Annotated in this window: 17 protein-coding genes; 7 read left to right on the forward strand and 10 right to left on the reverse strand. The window is 55.2% G+C overall.

The features are described from left to right. The first annotated feature begins 140 nt into the window (after positions 1 to 140). Positions 141 to 677, forward strand: a complete 537-nt coding sequence (ssb1, locus tag OGW17_RS03590; RefSeq protein WP_047459655.1) for a single-stranded DNA-binding protein SSB1 — start codon at positions 141 to 143, stop codon at positions 675 to 677. Positions 678 to 938: 261 nt separating this feature from the next. Next, positions 939 to 1,370, forward strand: a complete 432-nt coding sequence (locus tag OGW17_RS03595; RefSeq protein WP_012134612.1) for a universal stress protein — start codon at positions 939 to 941, stop codon at positions 1,368 to 1,370. 693 nt (positions 1,371 to 2,063) lie between these two features. On the opposite strand, the gene OGW17_RS03600 is transcribed toward OGW17_RS03595, so the two are convergent. The 9 genes from OGW17_RS03600 to OGW17_RS03640 all read right to left on the reverse strand — a co-directional run bounded on the left by OGW17_RS03600 (position 2,064) and on the right by OGW17_RS03640 (position 13,266). Continuing rightward, complete coding sequence (locus OGW17_RS03600; RefSeq protein ID WP_071257677.1) at positions 2,064 to 4,772, reverse strand: cation-transporting P-type ATPase; 2,709 nt, start codon at positions 4,770 to 4,772, stop codon at positions 2,064 to 2,066. A 464-nt stretch (positions 4,773 to 5,236) separates the two neighbouring features. Next, on the reverse strand, positions 5,237 to 6,004 hold the full coding sequence (gene fecE, locus OGW17_RS03605) for a Fe(3+) dicitrate ABC transporter ATP-binding protein FecE (protein WP_012134609.1): 768 nt from the start codon (positions 6,002 to 6,004) through the stop codon (positions 5,237 to 5,239). Continuing rightward, a complete protein-coding gene (gene fecD / locus OGW17_RS03610; RefSeq protein WP_071257679.1) occupies positions 6,005 to 6,961 on the reverse strand; it encodes a Fe(3+) dicitrate ABC transporter permease subunit FecD in 957 nt (318 codons plus the stop codon). After that, the gene (gene fecC / locus OGW17_RS03615) at positions 6,958 to 7,944 is read right to left on the reverse strand and encodes an iron-dicitrate ABC transporter permease FecC (RefSeq protein WP_071257680.1); all 987 of its coding nucleotides are present in this window, start codon (positions 7,942 to 7,944) and stop codon (positions 6,958 to 6,960) included. The genes fecD and fecC overlap by 4 nt, the downstream gene beginning before the upstream one ends. Continuing rightward, on the reverse strand, positions 7,941 to 8,843 hold the full coding sequence (locus OGW17_RS03620) for a Fe(3+) dicitrate ABC transporter substrate-binding protein FecB (protein WP_114647569.1): 903 nt from the start codon (positions 8,841 to 8,843) through the stop codon (positions 7,941 to 7,943). Before OGW17_RS03620 ends, fecC begins: the two co-directional genes overlap by 4 nt. A gap of 100 nt (positions 8,844 to 8,943) precedes the next feature. Next, positions 8,944 to 11,259 (reverse strand): TonB-dependent Fe(3+) dicitrate receptor FecA, encoded by a 2,316-nt coding sequence (gene fecA / locus OGW17_RS03625; protein WP_286452140.1) that lies wholly within the window; start codon positions 11,257 to 11,259, stop codon positions 8,944 to 8,946. 97 nt (positions 11,260 to 11,356) lie between these two features. Continuing rightward, on the reverse strand, positions 11,357 to 12,313 hold the full coding sequence (gene fecR, locus OGW17_RS03630) for a ferric citrate uptake sigma factor regulator FecR (protein ID WP_071257683.1): 957 nt from the start codon (positions 12,311 to 12,313) through the stop codon (positions 11,357 to 11,359). After that, positions 12,310 to 12,828, reverse strand: coding sequence for a ferric citrate uptake sigma factor FecI (gene fecI, locus OGW17_RS03635; protein ID WP_071257686.1), 519 nt, complete (start codon positions 12,826 to 12,828; stop codon positions 12,310 to 12,312). Before fecI ends, fecR begins: the two co-directional genes overlap by 4 nt. 156 nt (positions 12,829 to 12,984) lie before the next feature. Continuing rightward, entirely contained in the window at positions 12,985 to 13,266 is a 282-nt protein-coding gene (locus tag OGW17_RS03640; RefSeq protein ID WP_012134601.1) for a YjcB family protein, read from the reverse strand. Between the two features lie 576 nt (positions 13,267 to 13,842). Between OGW17_RS03640 and pdeC the strand changes: the two genes are divergently transcribed. Continuing rightward, positions 13,843 to 15,429, forward strand: coding sequence for a cyclic di-3',5'-guanosine monophosphate phosphodiesterase PdeC (pdeC, locus tag OGW17_RS03645; protein WP_012134600.1), 1,587 nt, complete (start codon positions 13,843 to 13,845; stop codon positions 15,427 to 15,429). A gap of 2 nt (positions 15,430 to 15,431) precedes the next feature. Here pdeC and soxS read toward each other — a convergent pair whose 3' ends face one another. Beyond that, a complete protein-coding gene (gene soxS / locus OGW17_RS03650; protein WP_012134599.1) occupies positions 15,432 to 15,755 on the reverse strand; it encodes a superoxide response transcriptional regulator SoxS in 324 nt (107 codons plus the stop codon). 86 nt (positions 15,756 to 15,841) lie between these two features. Between soxS and soxR the strand changes: the two genes are divergently transcribed. The 4 genes from soxR (at position 15,842) to OGW17_RS03670 (ending at position 20,760) form a co-directional block, all read left to right on the forward strand. Next, positions 15,842 to 16,300, forward strand: a complete 459-nt coding sequence (soxR, locus tag OGW17_RS03655) for a redox-sensitive transcriptional activator SoxR (protein WP_049011570.1) — start codon at positions 15,842 to 15,844, stop codon at positions 16,298 to 16,300. Positions 16,301 to 16,618: 318 nt separating this feature from the next. Beyond that, positions 16,619 to 17,287, forward strand: a complete 669-nt coding sequence (locus OGW17_RS03660; protein WP_012134597.1) for a glutathione S-transferase family protein — start codon at positions 16,619 to 16,621, stop codon at positions 17,285 to 17,287. 324 nt (positions 17,288 to 17,611) lie between these two features. Continuing rightward, positions 17,612 to 18,961: a guanine/hypoxanthine transporter GhxP gene (ghxP, locus tag OGW17_RS03665; protein ID WP_024130830.1), complete on the forward strand. Its 1,350-nt coding sequence runs from the start codon at positions 17,612 to 17,614 to the stop codon at positions 18,959 to 18,961. A gap of 152 nt (positions 18,962 to 19,113) precedes the next feature. Next, positions 19,114 to 20,760: a Na+/H+ antiporter gene (locus OGW17_RS03670; RefSeq protein ID WP_049011571.1), complete on the forward strand. Its 1,647-nt coding sequence runs from the start codon at positions 19,114 to 19,116 to the stop codon at positions 20,758 to 20,760. Positions 20,761 to 20,949: the final 189 nt, after the last annotated feature.

The raw sequence follows: 20,949 nt of genomic DNA on the forward strand, positions 1-20,949 counted from the left end.
CAAAACACAGGCTACTGTGTAACAATGTCCGCCCAAGGTTGTTTACTGGAATCAGCCTCGCATCGTAGTAAAAACGCTATTGGTAATGCTACAATCGCGCGTTTACACTTATTCAGAAACGTTTTTCAGGAGACTCGATCATGGCCAGCAGAGGCGTAAACAAGGTGATTCTCGTCGGTAATCTGGGCCAGGACCCGGAAGTACGCTACATGCCAAATGGTGGCGCAGTTGCCAACATTACGCTGGCTACTTCCGAATCCTGGCGTGATAAGCAGACCGGTGAGATGAAAGAGCAGACGGAATGGCACCGCGTTGTGCTGTTCGGCAAACTGGCGGAAGTGGCCAGCGAATATCTGCGTAAAGGTTCTCAGGTTTACATTGAAGGTCAGCTGCGTACCCGTAAATGGACCGATCAGTCCGGTCAGGACAAATACACCACTGAAGTGGTGGTCAACGTTGGCGGCACCATGCAGATGCTGGGTGGCCGTCAGGGCGGTGGCGCTCCGGCTGGCGGCAATATGGGCGGCGGTCAGCAGCAGGGTGGTTGGGGTCAGCCTCAGCAACCGCAGGGTGGCAACCAGTTCAGCGGCGGCGCGCAGTCCCGTCCGCAGCAACAATCCGCTCCGGCACCGTCTAACGAACCGCCAATGGATTTCGACGACGACATCCCGTTCTGATGAATTTAAAAAGCTCCCTTCACGGGAGCTTTTTTTTTGGCTGAAATAGCGTGCAATTAAATAGCAGGCTTGTCAGTTTTGTCACCGGATGTAAATATATCTACAGACTTTATGGGTTATTTCCTTTCTTGCTTATGATCAAAAAAGACAGGGTATTATTGATTATTATTCCCCCGTTATTTTGGTCAAATGAATGCTGAATCTTGCCAGGTCTTTTCAGGGATATGTGATTGGCCTGTCAGCTAACTTAAGGAAATCATCATGAATAAAGTCATTTTAATGCCCGTTGATATTCTGGCGATGGATCTTTCTGACAAAGCCATTGCCTACGCTGATCATATGGTGGACAAAGAAAACGGCGTGATCCATCTGCTGCATGTGTTCCCTAAGCTGGGTACCTCCCCAATGCGTGGTTTTGCCTCGGATATCAGAAAATACGAGGAATACATGACGAATGACGCGCAAGAAAAAATGCTTAACCTTGCGAGAAAATTCAAAACGCCGTTGGAGAATATTCGTTTTGAAGTCCGTCATGGCAATATTCGTGATGAAGTAAATAACGCGGTAGAAGCGCATAACGCCGAGATGATTATCATCGGTTCGCGCAAGCCGGGTATTGCAACGCATTTGCTCGGTTCGGCTGCGGCGAATATTTTGCGATACGCGAAAATTCCGGTGATGGTCATTCGTTAATCTGCCTGCCCGGTGGCGCTTTGCTTACCGGGCCGACAAAATCCCTCTCCCGTAGGCCGGATAAGGCGTTTGCGCCGCCATCCGGCGCTATGCCCGGTGGCACTTCGCTTTCCGGGCCTACAAAACCTCTCTCCCGTAGGCCGGATAAGGCGTTTGTGCCGCCATCCGGCGCTATGCCCGGTGGCGCTTTGCTTACCGGGCCTACAAAACCTCTCTCCCGTAGGCCGGATAAGGCGCTTGCGCCGCCATCCGGCGCCATGCCGGTGGCGCTTCGCTTACCGGGCCTACAAAATTCACTCCCGTAGGCCGGATAAGGCGTTTGCGCCGCCATCCGGTGCCATGCCCGGTGGCGCTTCACTTACCGGGCCTACAAAACCTCTCTCCCGTAGGCCGGATAAGGTGCTTGTGCCGCCATCCGGTGCCATGCCCGGTGGCGCTTCGCTTACCGGGCCGACAAAACCTCTCTCCCGTAGGCCGGATAAGGCGCTTGCGCCGCCATCCGGTGCCATGCCCGGTGGCGCTTCGCTTACCGGGCCGACAAAACCTCTCTCCCGTAGGCCGGATAAGGCGCTTGCGCCGCCATCCGGCGTTATGCCGGTGGCGCTTTGCTTACCGGGCCTACAAAACTTCTCTCCTATCGGCAAAAAAAAGCCTCCGCTACGGGAGGCTTTTTGCTTCGCGGTGAACCGCTGGCTATTTCCGGCGGAATTTACGGGTGAGCGGTTTCTCTATCTCCACAATGCAGAACAGCACTGCGCCGATAGCGAAGGTTATGCCCCAGTAACGCAGCGGCAGCGCTTCTGTGCCAAACAGCATCTGCATGAAAGGCATATAGATAATCGCCAACTGTAACAGCAACAGAATGCCACTGACCATCCAGATGCCTTTATTCATCAGCAGCCCGCGTCCCAGCGAGAAACCATCCGAAACCCGACAGTTGAGCATATATACCCACTGTGCGGTGACCAGCGTCTGCAACAGCACGGTACGGATAAACTCCGGGCTGTGGCCGCGAGGCTGCAACCAGGCTTCCAGCGCAAAGGCGCAGGCCGCAATTAACGTTCCGACAAAACCGACGCGCCAGATAGCAAAGGCATCCATGACGTTCTCATTACTCTGGCGTGGCGGGCGTCGCATGATGTTGCGCTCACCGGCTTCAAATGCCAGCCCGAACGACAGCGTGGCGGAGGTCGCCATGTTCATCCACAGAATCAGTACCGGCGTGAGCGGAATCAGGTTCCCAGCCAACAGAGCAATGATGATCAGCAGACCCTGTGCCAGGTTGGTGGGCATGATGAACAGAATCGTTTTCTTCAGGTTGTCGTAAACGCGACGCCCCTCCTGCACGGCGCTGGCGATGGTGGCGAAGTTATCGTCCGTCAGTACCATGTCCGCGGCTTCTTTTGTCACTTCCGTGCCTTTGATGCCCATCGCGATGCCGACGTCCGCCTGCTTCAACGCGGGGGCGTCGTTGACTCCGTCGCCGGTCATACCGACAATCTCGCCTTTGTTTTGCAGCGCCTTCACCAGACGCAGTTTATGTTCGGGGCTGGTGCGGGCAAAGATGTCGTAGGTGACAGCGGCTTCAGCTAATGCCGCATCGTCCATCTGCTCCAGTTCGTAACCCGTTACCGCGTGGGTGCTGTTATGAATCCCCAGCATGCCGCCGATACTCATGGCCGTTTGCGGGTGATCGCCGGTGATCATCTTCACGCGAATCCCCGCCTGCTGGCAGGCCTGGATTGCGTCAATGGCTTCTGGACGCGGCGGGTCCATCATGCCTGCGATGCCCAGGAAGATCAGGCCGTCATTCAGGCACTCATGGGTGAGAGAGGCGGCTTCTGCACGCCCTGGCTTCCAGGCTGCCGCAACCATGCGCAGACCTTCTTTCGCATAGCGCGCGATCTCCGCTTCCCAGTGATTTTGCGTAAAGGCTTCAGTACCGGTAGCAGTTTGCTGTAGCTGGCACAGTTTAAACAACACATCTGGCGCGCCGGTCACCAGTACGCGCTCTTCATTTCCAATGCGATGGTGCGTCGCCATGTATTTGTACTGCGAATCGAACGGGATTTTGCTGCGCAGTTCAGTTTCAATGGCGGGAAGGCGCGCTTTTGCCGCCAGCACTTTTAAGGCTCCTTCCGTTGGCCCGCCGGTGATGCCCCAGTGGCCGTTTTCGTCCTGAATCAATTGGCTGTCATTACACAGGTCGATAGTGCGAAGGTAGTTCTCCAGCAGGCTGCCGGGCAGGATCTCTACCGCAGCGTCGCTCTCCTCAGTATGGATCTCGCCCATTGGCTCATAGCTGTTGCCCTGAACGCGGTAATTTTTGTCCGCCGTAATAATGGCTTTTACCGTCATCTCATTCATGGTCAGGGTGCCCGTTTTATCGGAACAGATCACGGACATCGCACCCAGCGTCTCGACCGTCGGCAGCTTGCGGATAATGGCGCGTTTGCGGGCCATCGTCTGTACGCCGAGCGACAGAATAATCGAGATGATCGCGGGTAGCCCTTCCGGTACGGCCGCGACGGCAAGGCTAATCAGAGAAAGCAGCAGTTCGCCCATCGGCATATCGCGCAGCAGCAGGCTGAACACAAATAGTCCTGCCATCATGGCGACGATAATGGCGAAAATGGCTTTGCCGAGTTTATCCATCTGAACCAGCAGCGGGGTACGGTGCTTCTCAATGCCCGTCATCATCTGGTTGATGTGGCCGAGTTCAGTCTCTTCCCCGGTAGCGATAACCACGCCCAGTCCGGCGCCTGCGCTGATGGTGGTGCCGGAGAACAGCAGATTTTTACGATCGCCTAGCGGCAGTTCGCCGGTAAGGGTGTCGGCTGTTTTATCGACAACGGTGGACTCGCCCGTCAGGATGGCCTCTTCAACCCGCAGGTTATGGGCTTCCATAACGCGAAGATCTGCCGGGATGCGATCGCCTGCGCGCAGCACGACGATATCGCCCACCACCAGTTCGGTTGTGGGGACGGTTTCATGTTGACCGTTGCGGATAGCGACCGCTGAGTTCGACAGCATATTGCGGATGCTTTTCAGCGACTTTTCCGCGTTATTTTCCTGAATGTGGCCAATCAGCGCGTTGATAATGGCAACACCCAAAATGACGGCCGTATCCACCCAATGACCCATGACCGCAGTCAGCACCGCCGCAGCGATCAGGACATAAATCAGAACATCGTGGAAATGCGCCAGGAAACGTAACCATGCAGGTTTGCCTGTTTTTTCTGGCAGCGCGTTAGGCCCATGCTGCGCGAGGCGCGCGCTGGCTTCATTTTGCGTCAGCCCGGAAGGCTGACTCTGCTTTTTTTCAAGTACCTCGTTAACAGATTGCTGGTACGGTTTTTTTTCAACGCATGGCGCAGAATGGAGACGATTTTTATTCGGCATTCTGGTCAATTTAAAATTCCTCGAAGTATAAAATGCATAATGTTTTGAATCGCGCTTATACTATTAAAATAAAGAGTCTGAATTATTGACATTAATCAATGGCGTTTCGTTAAAGATTATTTTATCTTGATGGTTAGATAACGCTTGTAGCGTATATTTTCAGTGTTTTGATGGAAGTGTAAATTTAGTAAAGGAGGTAATTATGTTAGGAATATATAGCGGTAGGCGATTGATGTTACTGGTTATTTTTGCAATCATCATCGCGGTAATTAGCGGGATTTCAACCTACGCTTTCGTTAAGTATCTGGGTTGAAAAACACTAAATATAGTGTTCCTTACATAACTTTTAAATATTTAAGGTTAATGACAGAGAATAAAAATAAAGGGCATAAGAATATATTTTTGATGAGCAGTCTGACAGGATGAACAGACTGCTCTGGACAGGTAAAAATATGGCTAGCAGACTAACGAATAATACACATTGGTTTTCCTGTTAGCGGTTCAGGGTGAATTTCCGCATCAACCTGAAATACCTTGCGTAATAATTCTGGTTGCATCACATCAACAGGTTGCCCTTGCGCAATCACATTCCCCTGCGCCAGCACGACAAGATGATCGCAATAGCGACTTGCCTGATTCAGATCGTGCAGTACCGTCACGACCGTTTTCCCCGCCTGTTTTAGCATCTGCATGAGCGCCATCAACTCCACCTGATGATTAATGTCGAGCCAGGTGGTGGGTTCATCCAGTAATACAATGGGCGTATCCTGCGCTAACACCATCGCCAGAAACACGCGCTGCCGCTGACCGCCGGACAGCTCCGTCAGCCGCCTTTCTGCCAGCGCGTCAGTGTGCGTCTGCGCCATTGCCCGGTTGACATGCTGATGGTCGTCGCGAGAAAGCCGCCCCCACAGCGGCAGCCACGGGCTGCGGCCATAGCTGACCAGTTCCCGCACGGTGATCCCTTCCGGCGTCATGTGCTGTTGCGGCAGTAGCGCCAGGTGACGCGAAAGCGCGCGGGGTGAGAATGCCGACAGCGGCTTACCCGCAATGTGCAAGGTGCCGGATTGCGGTATGAGCAGGCGGGCAAGGCATTTCAGCAGCGTCGATTTGCCGCAGCCATTAGGCCCCAGTAATGCGGTGATCTGCCCGGCGGGTAGCGTAACCGACAGGCCGTCAAGAATGCGTTTATCACCGTATCCGGCAGTCAGGTTTTCACATCTGATATCCATTTAGCGCATCCTCACAAGCAACCAGATAAACCACGGCGCGCCGATAATGGCGGTGAGCATGCCTGCCGGAAGCTCCGTGGGAGGGTTAATGATCCTTGCCAGCAAATCGGCCAGCGTTAAGACAAATGCGCCGATTAGTGCAGCGCCGGGCAGCAGCCAGTGATGGCGCCCTCCCAGCAGGCGTCGGGTCAGGTGGGGCACGACCAGGCTGACGAAAGCTATCGGCCCGCAAACTGCCACGCTGGTGGCTGCCAGCGCGACGGCGAGGAGCAATCCCTGGCGCTGCGCCCGACTGACCGGGACGCCGAGCGTGCTGGCGCGATCATCGCCCAGCGCCAGCAGATCCAGATCGCGGCAAAACCAGGCGCTGAGTGGAATAAGCGCCAGCATTACCGGCAGCGCCACATACACAAACGACCAGCCGCGTCCCCATAAACTGCCGGTCAGCCACAGCAGCGCGTTGTTAACGTCCTGCGGGCGGGAGAGCATCAGGTAATCCGTCAGGCTGGCCCAGGTTGCCGACAACGCCATGCCGATTAACGCCAGGCGCAGGGGGGAGGAGCGACCCGCAATCGCACGCAGTAAGATCAGCGCACAAAGCCCGCCCACAAATGCCAGCAGCGGCAGCCAGACGACCGACAGCGATGGCAGCAGCATGAGTGCGCTTACCGTCGCCAGACTGGCGGCATGGTTCACCCCTAAAATATCCGGCGAGGCCAGCGGATTACGCACGATGCCCTGCACCAGTACGCCGGAAATCGCCAGGGCGGCGCCGATGAATATCGCCAGCAGCAGTCGCGGCAGGCGATACTGGGTCAGAACATAGTGGTGCTCGTGACCGGTATGCCAGCCATCGATCAGCGCGGACCAGGGCAGGGGAACCACGCCCAGACGCAATGACAGCAGCGCAGTGATACTCAGCAGGAGCAACGTGATGAGCAGAATAAAGGCTTTCATCCACGCCTCCTTGCCAGCCAGACAAAACACGGCGCGCCAATCAGCGCCAGCACTGCGCCTGCCGGAAGCTCGCCCGGCCAGGCCAGCGCTCGCGCCAGAATATCCGCCAGCAGCATAAACGTTGCGCCCATCAGCAGGCTCATCGGCAGCAACTTACGCTGGTCGTGACCTGACCACGCCCTGGCCAGATGCGGCATTAACAGGCCGATAAACGCCACCGGCCCCGCCACGCTGACGCAGGCGCCGACCAGCACCAGTACGGCGATATTGACGGTAAGCCGCAGCTGAAACAGGTTTACGCCGAGCGTGTGTGCGGCGACATCGCTGACGTTGAGCAGATTAAGGGTGTTCGCCAGCAGCAGCATGGCGGGAATAATCACCAGAACAAAAGGAAAGAGCTGCCAGAACTCGGCCCAGCGCACATGGGCAATACCGCCCGCCAGCCATGAAAAAATGCCGTAAGCGTGGTCTTCCGCCAATAACAGCGTGATGCGGGTCAGCGCCATACACAGCGCGGAGAGCGCGATTCCGGCGAGAATCAGTTTGTTGCGGTCGGGCTCCTGTCGCCAGCCGCCGCCAGCCAGCATCACCAGAAGCCAGGCGAGGCCTCCGCCTGCGGCGGCGATAAACGCGATGGAATACCCGCTGAGCAACATGGGGCTGAATGCGCTGGTTAACGCTATCGCCAGTGCCGCACCGCTGTTAATGCCGGTCAGAGAAGGGGAGGCCAGTGGGTTATGGGTCAGGGTTTGCAGCAATGTTCCCGCCAGGGCAAGGCTGGCGCCAATCAGCAATGCCACCAGGCTGCGCGGCAGACGTAAATTACGCACCAACGCCTCCGAAAGCGGAGGCGTTGAAGAAGGAAACAGGGCATGCAGAGCACTGACGGGTGAAATCGGGATCGCCGAGTAGCAGAACAGGCTCAGCCAGAACGCCGCCAGGAGCGCCAGTACGGGCGCTCCCCAAATGATCAATGTCCTCATTGCGTGGTATCAGGCGTCTGGTGATGAAAGATTTTCACCGTATCGCCGGCAATGCGTTCCGCAGCGAAAATCCCGCGCATCCGCGCCCAGCTATTGCTATCGACAGCGGCAACCTGGTGGTGTTGCGACGCCTGGAGCATGGACCACAGCGTATCCTGCTGCCAGCGTTTAACGATGCTCTCCTGGCGGTAGTGCGCGACAATCAGCCACTGCGGATCGAGCGCCAGTAGCCGCTCCAGATTAATCGTGGTCATTGGCGCAGAGTTGATTGCCTCCGGCACGCGCAGACCCAGCGCAGCGAGCACGCCGCCCGTATACGATTCGCGGCTGTGCAGATTAAACTGCTGTTCGCGTGAGGTGCCGAATACCACGCTGGCCCCTTTCGGCAAGTGGGCGGCAAACGCGCGCATACGTTCCCGATGCAACGTCAGCCGTTTTTGCATTTCAGCATCTTTACCTGATACTTTCCCGATGATCGCGGCGGATTGCAGATTTTCAGCGTACGTTTCATTGCGGGATTTGAGCAACAACACGGGGGCGATCTCTTGCAGCGCGGCGTAAATCCCTGCGTGGCGGCTGCTGTCAGCGATAATCAGGTCCGGCTTTAGCGCGCCGATCGCCTCAAGGCTCGGCTGAGCGCGCGTGCCGACGGACTGCCATTGCCCGATAATCTGGCGCACTTCCGGCAGCAGACGCGTGGGATCGTTGTCATCGGCGATCCCCACCGGACTGACGTTCACCGCCGCCAGGGCATCGGCAAACGACAGTTCCAGTACGACAATCCGTTGCGGCGTTTTATTCAGGGTAAAGGCGCCGTGTTCATCCTGCACCGTCACGGCAAAAACCGGCGCTGCCAGGACGATCAGGCTGAAAAAATAAACGCGAATAAAAGCAAACATAGTCAACTCCGGTTGCCGGATGGCGCTGCGCTTACCTGGCCTACGTCACTCTGTAGGCCGGGTAAGGCATTTACGCCGCCACCCGGCAACAAATGAACAATCAGAACTTCAGTGACCCTTGCAGGTACAGCGTTCGTGGCTGTCCGGCATAGATGCCTTTGTTGTTGTCGTTATACGAGCGGGTGTAATACTCGTGGTCGAAGATATTCTTCACGCCAAACGCGAGGTTCAGGTTGGCCATCTCGGGGCCGAAGTCATACGCCACGCGCGCGCCCCACAGCATGTAACCCGGAATACGCCCGGTGCTGCCGTCCGCGCTCTCTTTCCTGGTATTGGCGTTGTCGGCAAACTGGCTGGACTGGAAATCGCTGTTCAGGTTGAACGTCCAGTTGCCGGGTTTGTAATCCACGCCCAGCGTCCCTTTATGCTTCGGTGAGAACGGCACCTGATTGCCGTAAGTGTCGCCTTTTTCGCGAATTTCGGCGTTAACGTACGCGTAGTTAGCGTAAACGGCGACATTTTCCAGCGTGGGCGTCATATCGCCGAGATCGTAACGTACCTGCGTTTCCAGCCCGGTATGACGGGTTTTGCCACGGGCGGTGACCGTATCGTTAGTCTGGTTGGAGTCGTACTGATTATTAAAGTTAATCAGGAACAGCCCCATTTCCGCCGTCAGCGCGCCGTTGTCGAATCGGGTTCCGACTTCCCAGGTTCGCGCTTTTTCCGGTTCCACATTGCCGCTTTGCACAGCCTTGCCAATTTGACTGTACTGTACGGTGCCGAACGAGCCTTCAGTGTTGGCATAAAGATTCCAGCTGTCAGTGAGGTGGTAGAGGACGTTAAGCGCCGGAAGCGGGGCGTTGTAGCTCACCTCTTCGTGCGTACCTTTAACGTTGTTGTCCTGGTAGGATTCAATGTGCTCAAAACGCATACCTGGCGTAATGGTCCAGTTGCCGATATCAATTTTGTCATCGAGATACCAGGCGTGAGCTTCGGTCCCTGAACGCGTATCACGGTCATAAGGGCTGGATGTTGACGGCAACTGACCGCTGGTGGTTGCGGTGTAGTAGCGCATTTCATGCGTGGATTCATTGACATAGCGATAGCCTACGCCGACTTCATGCGCAGACGGGCCAATCATAAAGCTCTGGCTGTAGCGCGGTTCAATGCCGCGAACCCAGTAGTAGCGCGGTGAGAGCGTAATGCGTTTTCCTTGCTCTAAATAACCGCTGCGCAGGGTGCGGGTGTAGAAACCCTGAATATTGAATTTGTGCTGGCTGTCGGGTTGGTATTGATATCCCAGACTGGCAAGCTGGCGGCGGCCCCAGAAGCTGTCATACGGGCGCGTGGACTGCCAGCGATCTGCGTCGTAGTCGGCGCGGGACAGGCCGCCGGGCATATCGGCGTGACCGTCATAGTATTGCAGCAGGCTATTGAAGGTGTGTACCTCGTCAGGCGCATATTTGCTTTTCAGCATCACGTCGTCGATACGGGTGTTGCTGTGTTCGCGCCAGTCGCTGCCGCGCGTGCCGGAGTAGAGCAGGGCCGTGCCGAAACCGTTATCCGCCGTTCCGCCTACCATCAGGTTGTGCGTCTCTTTTGGATTGTTTTGCGACGAGGTGGGGCTGAGTTGCCCTTCAACGCCGGCTTCAATACCGAAATCTTGCGGAATCGCGCGGGTCACGAAGTTCACCACGCCGCCCACGCTTTGCGGCCCATAGCGCACCGCGCCGCCGCCGCGCACCACGTCAACGGCATCCATATTGCCCAGAGAGACCGGCGCGAGCGACAGCTGCGGCTGACCGTATGGCGCAAAAGGCACGGGGATGCCGTCCATCAATACCGTCGAGCGGCTGGCCAGGCGTGGGTTAAGACCGCGAATACCGAAGTTCATTGCCAGGTCATGGCTGCCGGTGCCGTTGTTTTCCGGGGCGTTGACGCCGGGGATACGGTTCAGCGCTTCGCGCATGGTTGTCGCGCCGGTTTTGGTGAAATCATCCCGACGGATAACGTCACGCGCGCCGGCATGTTCGAACACGTCGTTTTCCCGGGCTTCACCCAGCCAGTCGCCGACTACGGTCAACGAGTCCTCGCTGGCAACCGGGGCGGCTTCCAGCGTCCAGGTGTTATCGCCTAACGATTTTTCCTGTAGGCCGCTCCCCTTTAGCAGCGTGCGCAGGCCATCTTCAAGCGCGTAGTCGCCGTGCAGTCCGTCGCTGTGTTTGCCCCGCGTGAGCGAAGCATCCACTGACATAATAATGCCGCTGCGGGCAGCGTATTGATTAAGTGCTTTGTCTAAGTCTCCGGCGGCAATATCGAACTGCGTGGCAAATGCAGGCAGCGAAGCCAGTCCGGCAAGCGGAAGCAGGCTTAAACGAATCGCCATCACCAGAGGTGCTGTGTTATGAAAGGCCATCACGTCTCCATCATCATTTCTTTATTTGTATTCAGTTATGAAGTCGAACGAGCGGGGCAAAAGGGACAATAAAAATGATAATTTTTTTCGTTATCGTTTAAATGGCGGGAGACAGCGTGACCCAGTAGCGCGTAACAAACTGAATTTTCACAGGAAGCGTTTTCGCGATCGCATTCAGTACGGCATCGGTGTTGCCGAGCGGGAACGTCCCTGTCAGGTGTAATCCGGCAACGGCCGGGTCACAACGCAGTATGCCGTGCCGGTAACGCGAGAGCGTGGCGATGACGTCGCCCAGAGGTTTGTCGCTGAAACTTAATACGCCCTGCGTCCAGCTTGCAGACTCGTCATTCAATGATGCGACGTCGCCAAACTGCGAGGCGCTGAAGCGCACCGTTTCACCTTGCTGAATAACCCGTTTTTGTTGTGGATCTCCGGCGAGAATCGCTTCGACGGCATGTTGGCGGACGCTAAGGACGGTTTCATCGCCGTCCTGGCGCACGGTAAATTCCGTACCCAATGCGGTGAGCTGGCCCTGGCGCGTCTGTACACGAAACGGGCGTTGCAGCGCGTCTTTTCCGGTGGTAATGGCGATCTCGCCGTACCAGAGCTGGATCTGGCGCTGGCTACCGTCAAATCGCACGTTAACCGCGCTGTCGGTATTCAGCGAAAGCAACGTGCCATCCTCCAGCGTCTGCTGGCGAGTCTGCCCCCGGGCGGTACGATAATCAGCACGCAGGCCTTCGCCCAACTCCGATCGCCAGAGCTGCCAGCTGCCGCCCGCGCAGACCAGCAACAGCAACCCTTTCAGTACGTGGCGGCGCGTCAGGCGGCTGTCTTTCAGCGTGTGGCTGGCGAGTTTGCCGGGGACGCTGCTCATCTGGCAGCGCAGGTTTTCGACCTGCTGCCAGGCCCATTGATTATCCTGATCTTGTTCATACCACTGCTGCCAGCGCGCTTCCTGCTGGGGGCTTACGCGCTCCCCGCTTAAAACGGCATACCAGTGTGAGGCTGAACGTAGCGCCTGGCGGCGGGCATCGGTGAGGGAGGTTTTCACAGGCCATGCTCCAGGCGGAACAGCAGGCAGTGTTCCGTGGCTTTCGCGACGTACTTTTTCACCGAGCTGACGGAAACATTCAGACGTTGCGCGATGGCGCTGTAGGTCAGCCCGTCAAGCTGAGAAAGCAGGAAGGCCGTTCTCGCTTTGGCGCTCAACCCGTCCAGCATCCTGTCGACAAGTTGCAGCGTTTCGAGATGCGACTGCTTTTCTTCAGCGGAAGGCGACAGCGTTTCGGGTAACTGCGCAAGCATCTCCAGATACGCTTTTTCCAGCGCATTGCGGCGGAAAAGGTCGATCATCACCCGTTTGGCGACGGTGCAGAGAAACGACTTTGGGTCGCGAATCGCCGTCAGAGATTCACCGTTAATAATACGCAGGAAGGTGTCCTGGGCGACGTCGTCGGCGTCGAACGCCGACTGTAACTTTCGCGCCAGCCAGTGCGTCAGCCAGCCGTGATGCGCGCGATACAGCGATTCAAACGTTAAAGGAGCGCACTGAACTGGAGTCGGCATAGCGGAAAAGTATCAAAAGTTAATCATCACGGCGGGGATGTTAATATGAGAATAGCTCTCATTACAATAAATGATACGGCGATTTTAGCGGGAGAAAGGTTAACTGGCTGTTTTTGAGAGAATAAAAAAGCCTCCGGGCGGAGGCTTATATCAGCATCAGGTCAACACCATCGGCCACTCTGGCGGGGTATGGCTCATGGCTTCCACCATCACGGCTTCGATATTGTTCCAGATTGCGGAGACATCCATCAGAGTGATGCCGAGTAACCCGGTTGCAAACCAGCAGGCCGACACGACGCCAAGGCCGCTACTGATCACCGCGAGTCCGATATAGTCGGATTTACGAAAGCGAATATTGAGCGTGCTGGCTAAAAACATGAGCACAGCGCTCAGCAGTTGCCAGCGGAGAAGAACCACGCCAGTGGTTATGGTAGCCATGAAACATTTCCTCTGAGAATAGCAGGTGCCCTGGACAGCGCGGCGTTGCTCACGGAAGGCGTGGTACACTCTGGCTATCGACGGGCATGACATCGACACTGAATGAAACAACGTTTCTGTTTCATCATTTTTGTGAACTATATCACAATAAATTGTTTGTTAGCCAGTGCAGGGCACCCTTTTTTGTACGCTTTATAACCACAAATTAAATATGGGTATCTGGAGGGGGCTATACCGGAAGATTATGGGGCTGGTTATTGAAGATGTATTTTTATTACCATTTTATTAGCGCCGGAAAATTAACCAGCCTGGAAATTTAACTTAATTTTTCTGCATTAATCGGAAAAAACCCTGGAAAATTCTTACTCCTTTTGGATTAGAATATTCCCTAATAAAAATAAGCATAACTTTAAGTTTGCCTTACGGGAAAATATTATCGTCATCCGTCAATATCAGACTTTTACCAGGAAAAGTCTGTTGCTAATGTCGCTTAATTCATGCAACGTAATCACCTGTTTGTTATAGCATCCGCCTTGATGATGACAGGCACAGACAATTCAGGGATACAGGGCCGAAATGAATCATAGCGCGCAACGAAAGTTGCTGAGATTCCTTGGAACAATCATGGTGGTATTACTCCCCGTGATGCTGGCGCTATGGTTTGCCCACATGCGGGCGGTGTCTGAAACCCGTAATCAACTGCACTCTTTTGCCGAGCTGGCATTAGAAAAAACGGAACTGGTTGTCCAGCAGGTGGAGCTGGCCCGCGACGCGATACAGCAGTATCAGGGAAAAGCCTGTACTCCTGCGCATCAAAAACGAATGCAGGATATTATTCGCGGTCGTTTGTATATCAGCGAGTTAATTTATGCGCAAGACGATCATTTTTTATGCTCTACGGTAATGGCGCCTGCCAGTCCTTATATTATCCCTGCCGCAGATTATAAACGAGAACCAGACGTTTCTATTTATTACTATCGTGATACGCCGTTCTTTGCTGGCTACAAAATGACGTATATGCAAAGAGGACACTATGTCGCGGTAATAAATCCGTTGTCTTACAGCGAGGTGATGTCAGACGATCCCACTCTGGCCTGGGGTGTATATGACACGGTGACGAACTCCTTTTTCTCCGTGAGCGAACAGGCAAACGTCGAACAATTATTACCGTTGCTGCACCGTGATGAATCTACCTTTCAGCAAAATAATCGCTTCTATACCATTGCCCATTCAGAAAAACGTCCGATCGCGATAATTGTTTCCACTGATAACGCGCGTTTCTATCAGAACCTGTACCATCAGGCGACGTTAACGCTGCCGTTAGGCATTATCTGTAGCATCATTGTGTTATTGATGTGGTCGCGTACGCGCGAGGAATATCATTCACCGCGCCGTTTGTTGCAGCGAGCGATCGATAAACGTCAACTGCGTCTTTATTATCAGCCTATTATTGATATTCAAAATGAAAAATGCGTGGGGGCGGAGGCGCTATTGCGCTGGCCTGGTTTTGAAGGGCAGGTGATGAGCCCGGCAGAGTTTATCCCGCTGGCTGAAAAAGAGGGGATGATTGCGCAGATTACCGATTACGTGGTGGAAGAAGTATTCAACGATCTGGGACATTTTCTCGCCTCGCAACCTCATCTTTATATCTCTATTAATCTCTCCGCTTCTGATTTCCACTCCTCCCGGCTTATCGCGTTAATTGCGGAGAAAGCCCGCCAGCATTCCGTTCTTGCGCAACAAATTAAGGTGGAAGTGACGGAGCGCGGCTTTATTGACGTGCCGAAAACCACGCCGGTTATTCAGGCATTTCGTCAGGCGGGTTTTGAAGTGGCGATTGATGATTTTGGAACAGGGTATTCAAACCTGCACAACCTGTATTCATTGAATGTCGATATTCTGAAGATTGATAAATCCTTTATCGACACGCTGACCACCAATAGCACCAGCCATCTGATCGCGGAACATATCATCGAAATGGCGCAAAGCTTACACCTGAAGGCCATTGCCGAAGGCGTGGAAACGGCAGATCAGGTGAACTGGCTGTTCAAGCGCGGCGTTCAGTATTGTCAGGGATGGTATTTTGCGAAGGCGATGCCGCCGCAGGCGTTTATTCAGTGGCTGCAACAGTCGCCCGCACTCCTGATGCAGCGCGGGCAGTAAAGTTACAGGCGATGACGGTAGTCGCTGGGCGTGCGGTCAAACTCGCGGCGGAAGACGCGCGAAAATGTCTGTTGCGACACATATCCCAGATCCATCGCGATATCAAAAATGGGGCGCTCGGTCGTTCGTAGCTCTACGGCGGCCAGCAGGAGTCGGCGCTGACGAATATAGTCGCCCAGCGTCTGATGCATCACCGTGCGGAACATCCGCTGTAAATACCACTTCGAGTAACCTGATTTTTTTGCGACCACATCAATGTTCAGCGGTTGGTCGATATGTTCATCAATCCATTCAATAAGGGTCTGAATTATCTGCTGATGGGACATATTGCTGCCTCTTTCTCAGTGTTCGATTCGTCGTTTTGTCTGCGGGCGAGTATAATTCCTCAAGTTAACTTGAGGTAAAGCGATTTATGGAAAAGAAATTACCGCGTATAAAGTCCCTGCTTACGCCGGGTGAGGTGGCGAAACGTAGCGGTGTGGCGGTATCGGCGCTGCACTTTTATGAGAGCAAAGGGCTTATCAGCAGTGTCCGTAATGGCGGCAATCAGCGGCGATATAAGCGCGATGTGCTGCGCTATGTGGCGATCATCAAGATTGCTCAACGTATTGGCATTCCTCTGGCGACCATTGGCGAAGCGTTTGGCGTATTGCCTGAGGGGCATACGTTGAGCGCAAAGGAGTGGAAGCAGCTTTCTTCGCAATGGCGCGAGGAGCTGGACAGACGTATTCATACTCTGGTGGCGTTGCGTGATGAACTGGACGGCTGCATCGGCTGCGGCTGTTTGTCGCGTAGCGATTGCCCGCTGCGCAACCCCGGCGATCAGCTCGGCACGCAGGGAACAGGGGCGCGATTGCTGGAAGATGATTAAATGTCGTTTCGCCGGGACGCGCGTAGGCCGGATAAGCGAGCACCATATCGCCGCGCATAAAACTAAAGCGCCACAAGGGCGCTTTAGTTTGTTTCCGGTCTTTGTCTTTCGCTCTATCCCGTTGGTTCACGGGAGGGTTTCCCCCGACATCAACACCCCTCAGTCGAGCACGTGGTGGAGGTTCCGGTTTGTGTTGATACTGTAATTGTATGCCATGCCCGCCCGTTTGCCAGTGTATTGTCTGTTTTTTAGCCGAAATTTTTACGCCATCTCTCGCTCTTTTCTATAGTTAATTTGAATGAAAAACAGGAGACAGCCATGCTGACGGTGCATCATTTGAATCAATCTCGTTCCCAGCGCGTGCTCTGGGCGCTGGAGGAGCTATCGCTGCCCTACCAGATTGTTCGCTACCAGCGTGAAAAAACCATGCTTGCGCCACCGGCGCTGAAAAAAATCCACCCGCTTGGAAAATCGCCCGTTATTGAAGATAACGGTGAGATCCTCGCCGAATCCGGCGCCATCCTGGAGTATTTGCAGGAAACCTATGACCACGCAGGGCAGTTTAAACCTGCCGATGCCCGGCAAAAACGGCAGTATCGGTTCTGGCTGCATTATGCGGAAGGCTCGTTAATGCCAATGCTGTTAATGAAACTGGTGTTTGTCAGCCTGGGTAAACCGCCGGTGCCATTTGGGTTACGCACGCTGGGCGGCATTCTGGGGCAGGGCGTGCAAAAAGCGTATCTCAACCCGCAACTGGAGACGCATGCGCGCTACATTGATGCGCATCTTGCCGCGCAGCCCTGGTTTGCCGGGGAACATATCAGCATGGCGGATATCCAGATGAGTTTTCCTCTGTTTGCGTTACTGAGCCGAGGCGGAATTAACGACCTGACGCACATTAGCGCCTGGAAGAAGCGCGTAGAGATGCGCCCGGCGTGGCAAAGGGCTATCCAGCAAGGCGGCCCTTTTGAGATCCCTGGCGGATAGACGGATGTGTCAGTCGTCCGCCCGAGAAAAAATGTTATCAGATTGCGCATTGACGATAACGTTTGCGCATCGACTGGCGATTTATTGAGCGTGATGAAAAGAAATAAGCAAAAAGCCGCAAAGTTTAGTTGAAAAGCCCCGTATTATCGCTGGATAATCGTTTGCTTTTTTTACTACCCGTTTTGTATGCGCGGAGTTAAACGTTTGCTTTTTTGCGACACCCCTTATTGTTGCAAACGTAGCACAAGGAGATGACGTTTCGCTGGCAGTGGATTGTCCACCACGCATACTCGACGAAAAATAAACTCTCAGGGGATGTTTTCTATGTCTACGCCTTCAGCGCGTACCGGCGGTTCACTCGACGCCTGGTTTAAAATTTCACACCGTGGAAGCACCGTCCGTCAGGAAGTGGTTGCCGGATTAACGACTTTCTTGGCGATGGTCTACTCCGTTATCGTGGTTCCGGGGATGCTGGGTAAAGCCGGATTCCCGCCTGCCGCCGTATTTGTGGCGACCTGCCTAGTGGCTGGCGTCGGTTCTATTGTTATGGGGCTGTGGGCGAACCTGCCGTTGGCTATCGGTTGCGCTATCTCGTTGACCGCCTTCACCGCGTTTAGCCTGGTGCTGGGTCAGCACATTAGCGTTCCGGTTGCGCTGGGTGCGGTATTCCTGATGGGCGTGCTGTTTACCATCATCTCGGCGACCGGTATCCGTAGCTGGATCCTGCGCAATCTGCCGCATGGCGTGGCGCACGGCACCGGCATCGGTATCGGCCTGTTCCTGTTGCTGATCGCCGCGAATGGCGTGGGTCTGGTGATTAAGAACCCGCTGGACGGTCTGCCGGTCGCGCTGGGTAACTTTGATTCTTTCCCGGTTATCATGTCGCTGATTGGTCTGGCGGTCATTATCGGCCTGGAAAAACTGAAGGTGCCGGGCGGCATTCTGCTGACCATTATTGGTATTTCGGTTGTGGGTTTGATCTTCGATCCATCCGTCCATTTCTCCGGCTTTTTTGCTATGCCGTCTTTAAGTGATGAACACGGCAACTCGCTGATTGGCAGCCTGGATATTATGGGCGCGCTGAACCCGATCGTCCTGCCGAGCGTGCTGGCGCTGGTGATGACCGCTGTTTTCGACGCCACCGGCACGATTCGCGCGGTCGCTGGCCAGGCGAACCTGCTGGATAAAGACGGGCAGATTATCGATGGCGGCAAAGCGCTGACCACCGACTCCCTGAGCAGCGTGTTCTCTGGTCTGGTTGGCGCAGCGCCTGCGGCGGTATACATTGAATCGGCGGCGGGTACGGCGGCAGGCGGTAAAACGGGTCTGACGGCGATCACCGTCGGCGTCCTGTTCCTGCTGATCCTGTTCCTCTCTCCGCTCTCTTATCTGGTTCCGGTCTACGCGACCGCGCCCGCGCTGATGTACGTCGGCCTGCTGATGCTGAGCAACGTGGCGAAAATCGACTTCGCTGACTTTGTGGATGCGATGGCGGGTCTGATCACGGCGGTGTTTATCGTCCTGACCTGCAACATCGTAACCGGCATTATGATTGGTTTTGCTACGCTGGTGATCGGCCGCATTGTGTCGGGCGAATGGCGTAAGCTGAACGTCGGCACCGTGGTGATTGCCGTAGCGCTGGTCGCCTTCTATGCGGGCGGCTGGGCTATCTGATTCCTGGCGTCCTCTAAAAACGGGTGGCTTTTGCCGCCCGTTTTTATTTTCAGGACACATCCCGTTGTCTTTTGCGTTACTCTGAGGAAGATAGAATTGAGGCACGACGCCTCACGTTTTAAAACATAAGAAATATCGCAAACAGGGAACGCATGGAAATCTTCTTCACAATACTCATCATGACCCTTGTGGTCTCGCTGTCGGGGGTATTTACTCGTGTATTGCCCTTCCAGCTTCCTTTACCCCTCATGCAAATCGCCATTGGCGCGCTGCTGGCATGGCCGACGTTTGGTTTGCATGTGGAATTTGACCCTGAACTGTTCCTGGTGCTGTTTATTCCGCCGCTGTTGTTTGCAGACGGCTGGAAAACGCCGACCCGGGAGTTTCTCGAACATGGGCGAGAGATTTTCGGCCTGGCGCTGGCGCTGGTGCTGGTCACGGTGGTCGGAATTGGCTTTATGATTTACTGGCTGGTGCCGGGCATTCCGCTGATACCGGCCTTCGCGCTGGCTGCCGTGCTGTCGCCGACCGATGCGGTTGCGCTTTCCGGCATTGTCGGCGAGGGGCGCATTCCGAAGAAAATTATGGGCATCCTGCAAGGCGAGGCGTTGATGAACGACGCGTCCGGCCTGGTGTCGTTGAAATTTGCCGTCGCTGTGGCGATGGGGACGATGGTGTTTACCGTCGGCGGGGCGACGGTGGAGTTCTTTAAAGTCGCAGTGGGCGGTATTCTGGCGGGTTTTGTCGTCAGTTGGTTATACGGTCGCTCCCTGCGTTTCCTGAGCCGTTGGGGCGGGGATGAGCCAGCGACGCAAATCGTCCTGCTGTTCCTGCTGCCGTTCGCCTCCTACCTGATTGCGGAACATATCGGCGTATCCGGCATTCTTGCCGCTGTGGCGGCTGGGATGACCATCACCCGTTCCGGCGTTATGCGCCGCGCGCCGCTGGCGATGCGTCTGCGCGCCAACAGCACCTGGGCGATGCTGGAGTTTGTCTTTAACGGCATGGTCTTTCTGCTGTTGGGTCTGCAACTGCCAGGGATTCTGGAGTCGTCGCTGGTGGCGGCGGAAGCCGATCCCAACGTTGAAACCTGGATGCTGTTCACCGATATCGTGCTGATTTATGCCGCGCTGATGCTGGTGCGCTTTGGCTGGCTGTGGACGATGAAGAACTTCAGTAATCGCTTCCTGAAGAAAAAGCCGATGGAGTTTGGCGCCTGGACGATGCGTGAAATCCTCATCGCCTCCTTTGCGGGGGTTCGCGGGGCGATTACGCTGGCCGGTGTGCTCTCTATCCCGCTATTGTTGCCGGATGGTAACGGCTTCCCGGCGCGCTATGAGCTGGTATTCCTTGCGGCGGGCGTGATTTTGTTCTCGCTGTTTGTGGGGGTCGTGATGCTGCCGATTCTGCTGCAACATCTGGAAGTGGGCGATCACTCACAGCAGCAGAAAGAGGAGCGAATCGCCCGCGCCGCCACGGCGGAAGTGGCGATTGTCGCGATTCAGAAGATGGAAGAGCGTCTGGCGGCGGATACCGAAGAGAACATCGATAACCAGTTGCTCACCGAGGTCAGCTCCCGCGTGATTGGTAACCTGCGTCGCCGCGCCGATGGGCGTAACGATGTGGAAAGCTCAATGCAGGAAGAGAACCTCGAACGGCGCTTCCGCCTGGCGGCGCTACGCTCGGAACGTGCAGAGTTGTACCACCTGCGCGCGACGCGTGAGATCAGTAACGAAACCCTGCAAAAACTGCTGCATGACCTGGATTTGCTGGAAGCATTGTTGATCGAAAATCAGTAAGCACCCGTATCGCCCGGTGGCGCTTCGCTTACCGGGCCTACAGGGGGTGGAAATTGCCCGGTGGCGCTTTGCTGGCCGGGCCTACAGGGGGCGATATTGCCTGGCGGCGCAACAATTTTGCGAGCCGTTTTCCTGAATTTACCTCTGCTCATTGTTGGCTTTCTCCTTTTCCCTCTACGCTCGGAGAAA

This window comes from Citrobacter sp. CK181, from assembly GCF_030333595.1.
In the GTDB taxonomy this organism is placed as follows: Bacteria; Pseudomonadota; Gammaproteobacteria; order Enterobacterales; family Enterobacteriaceae; genus Citrobacter_B; species Citrobacter_B koseri.

Bases quoted from the DNA above. Each gene is read 5' to 3' on its own strand.
- OGW17_RS03620 (WP_114647569.1), bottom strand. From the start codon at position 8,843: ATGTTTGCTTTTATTCGCGTTTATTTTTTCAGCCTGATCGTCCTGGCA.
- fecA (WP_286452140.1), bottom strand. From the start codon at position 11,259: ATGGCCTTTCATAACACAGCACCTCTGGTGATGGCGATTCGTTTAAGC.
- OGW17_RS03600 (WP_071257677.1), bottom strand. From the start codon at position 4,772: ATGCCGAATAAAAATCGTCTCCATTCTGCGCCATGCGTTGAAAAAAAA.
- ghxP (WP_024130830.1), top strand. From the start codon at position 17,612: ATGTCTACGCCTTCAGCGCGTACCGGCGGTTCACTCGACGCCTGGTTT.
- fecD (WP_071257679.1), bottom strand. From the start codon at position 6,961: ATGAAAGCCTTTATTCTGCTCATCACGTTGCTCCTGCTGAGTATCACT.
- soxR (WP_049011570.1), top strand. From the start codon at position 15,842: ATGGAAAAGAAATTACCGCGTATAAAGTCCCTGCTTACGCCGGGTGAG.
- OGW17_RS03595 (WP_012134612.1), top strand. From the start codon at position 939: ATGAATAAAGTCATTTTAATGCCCGTTGATATTCTGGCGATGGATCTT.
- pdeC (WP_012134600.1), top strand. From the start codon at position 13,843: ATGAATCATAGCGCGCAACGAAAGTTGCTGAGATTCCTTGGAACAATC.
- soxS (WP_012134599.1), bottom strand. From the start codon at position 15,755: ATGTCCCATCAGCAGATAATTCAGACCCTTATTGAATGGATTGATGAA.
- ssb1 (WP_047459655.1), top strand. From the start codon at position 141: ATGGCCAGCAGAGGCGTAAACAAGGTGATTCTCGTCGGTAATCTGGGC.
- OGW17_RS03660 (WP_012134597.1), top strand. From the start codon at position 16,619: ATGCTGACGGTGCATCATTTGAATCAATCTCGTTCCCAGCGCGTGCTC.
- OGW17_RS03670 (WP_049011571.1), top strand. From the start codon at position 19,114: ATGGAAATCTTCTTCACAATACTCATCATGACCCTTGTGGTCTCGCTG.
- fecE (WP_012134609.1), bottom strand. From the start codon at position 6,004: ATGGATATCAGATGTGAAAACCTGACTGCCGGATACGGTGATAAACGC.
- OGW17_RS03640 (WP_012134601.1), bottom strand. From the start codon at position 13,266: ATGGCTACCATAACCACTGGCGTGGTTCTTCTCCGCTGGCAACTGCTG.
- fecI (WP_071257686.1), bottom strand. From the start codon at position 12,828: ATGCCGACTCCAGTTCAGTGCGCTCCTTTAACGTTTGAATCGCTGTAT.
- fecC (WP_071257680.1), bottom strand. From the start codon at position 7,944: ATGAGGACATTGATCATTTGGGGAGCGCCCGTACTGGCGCTCCTGGCG.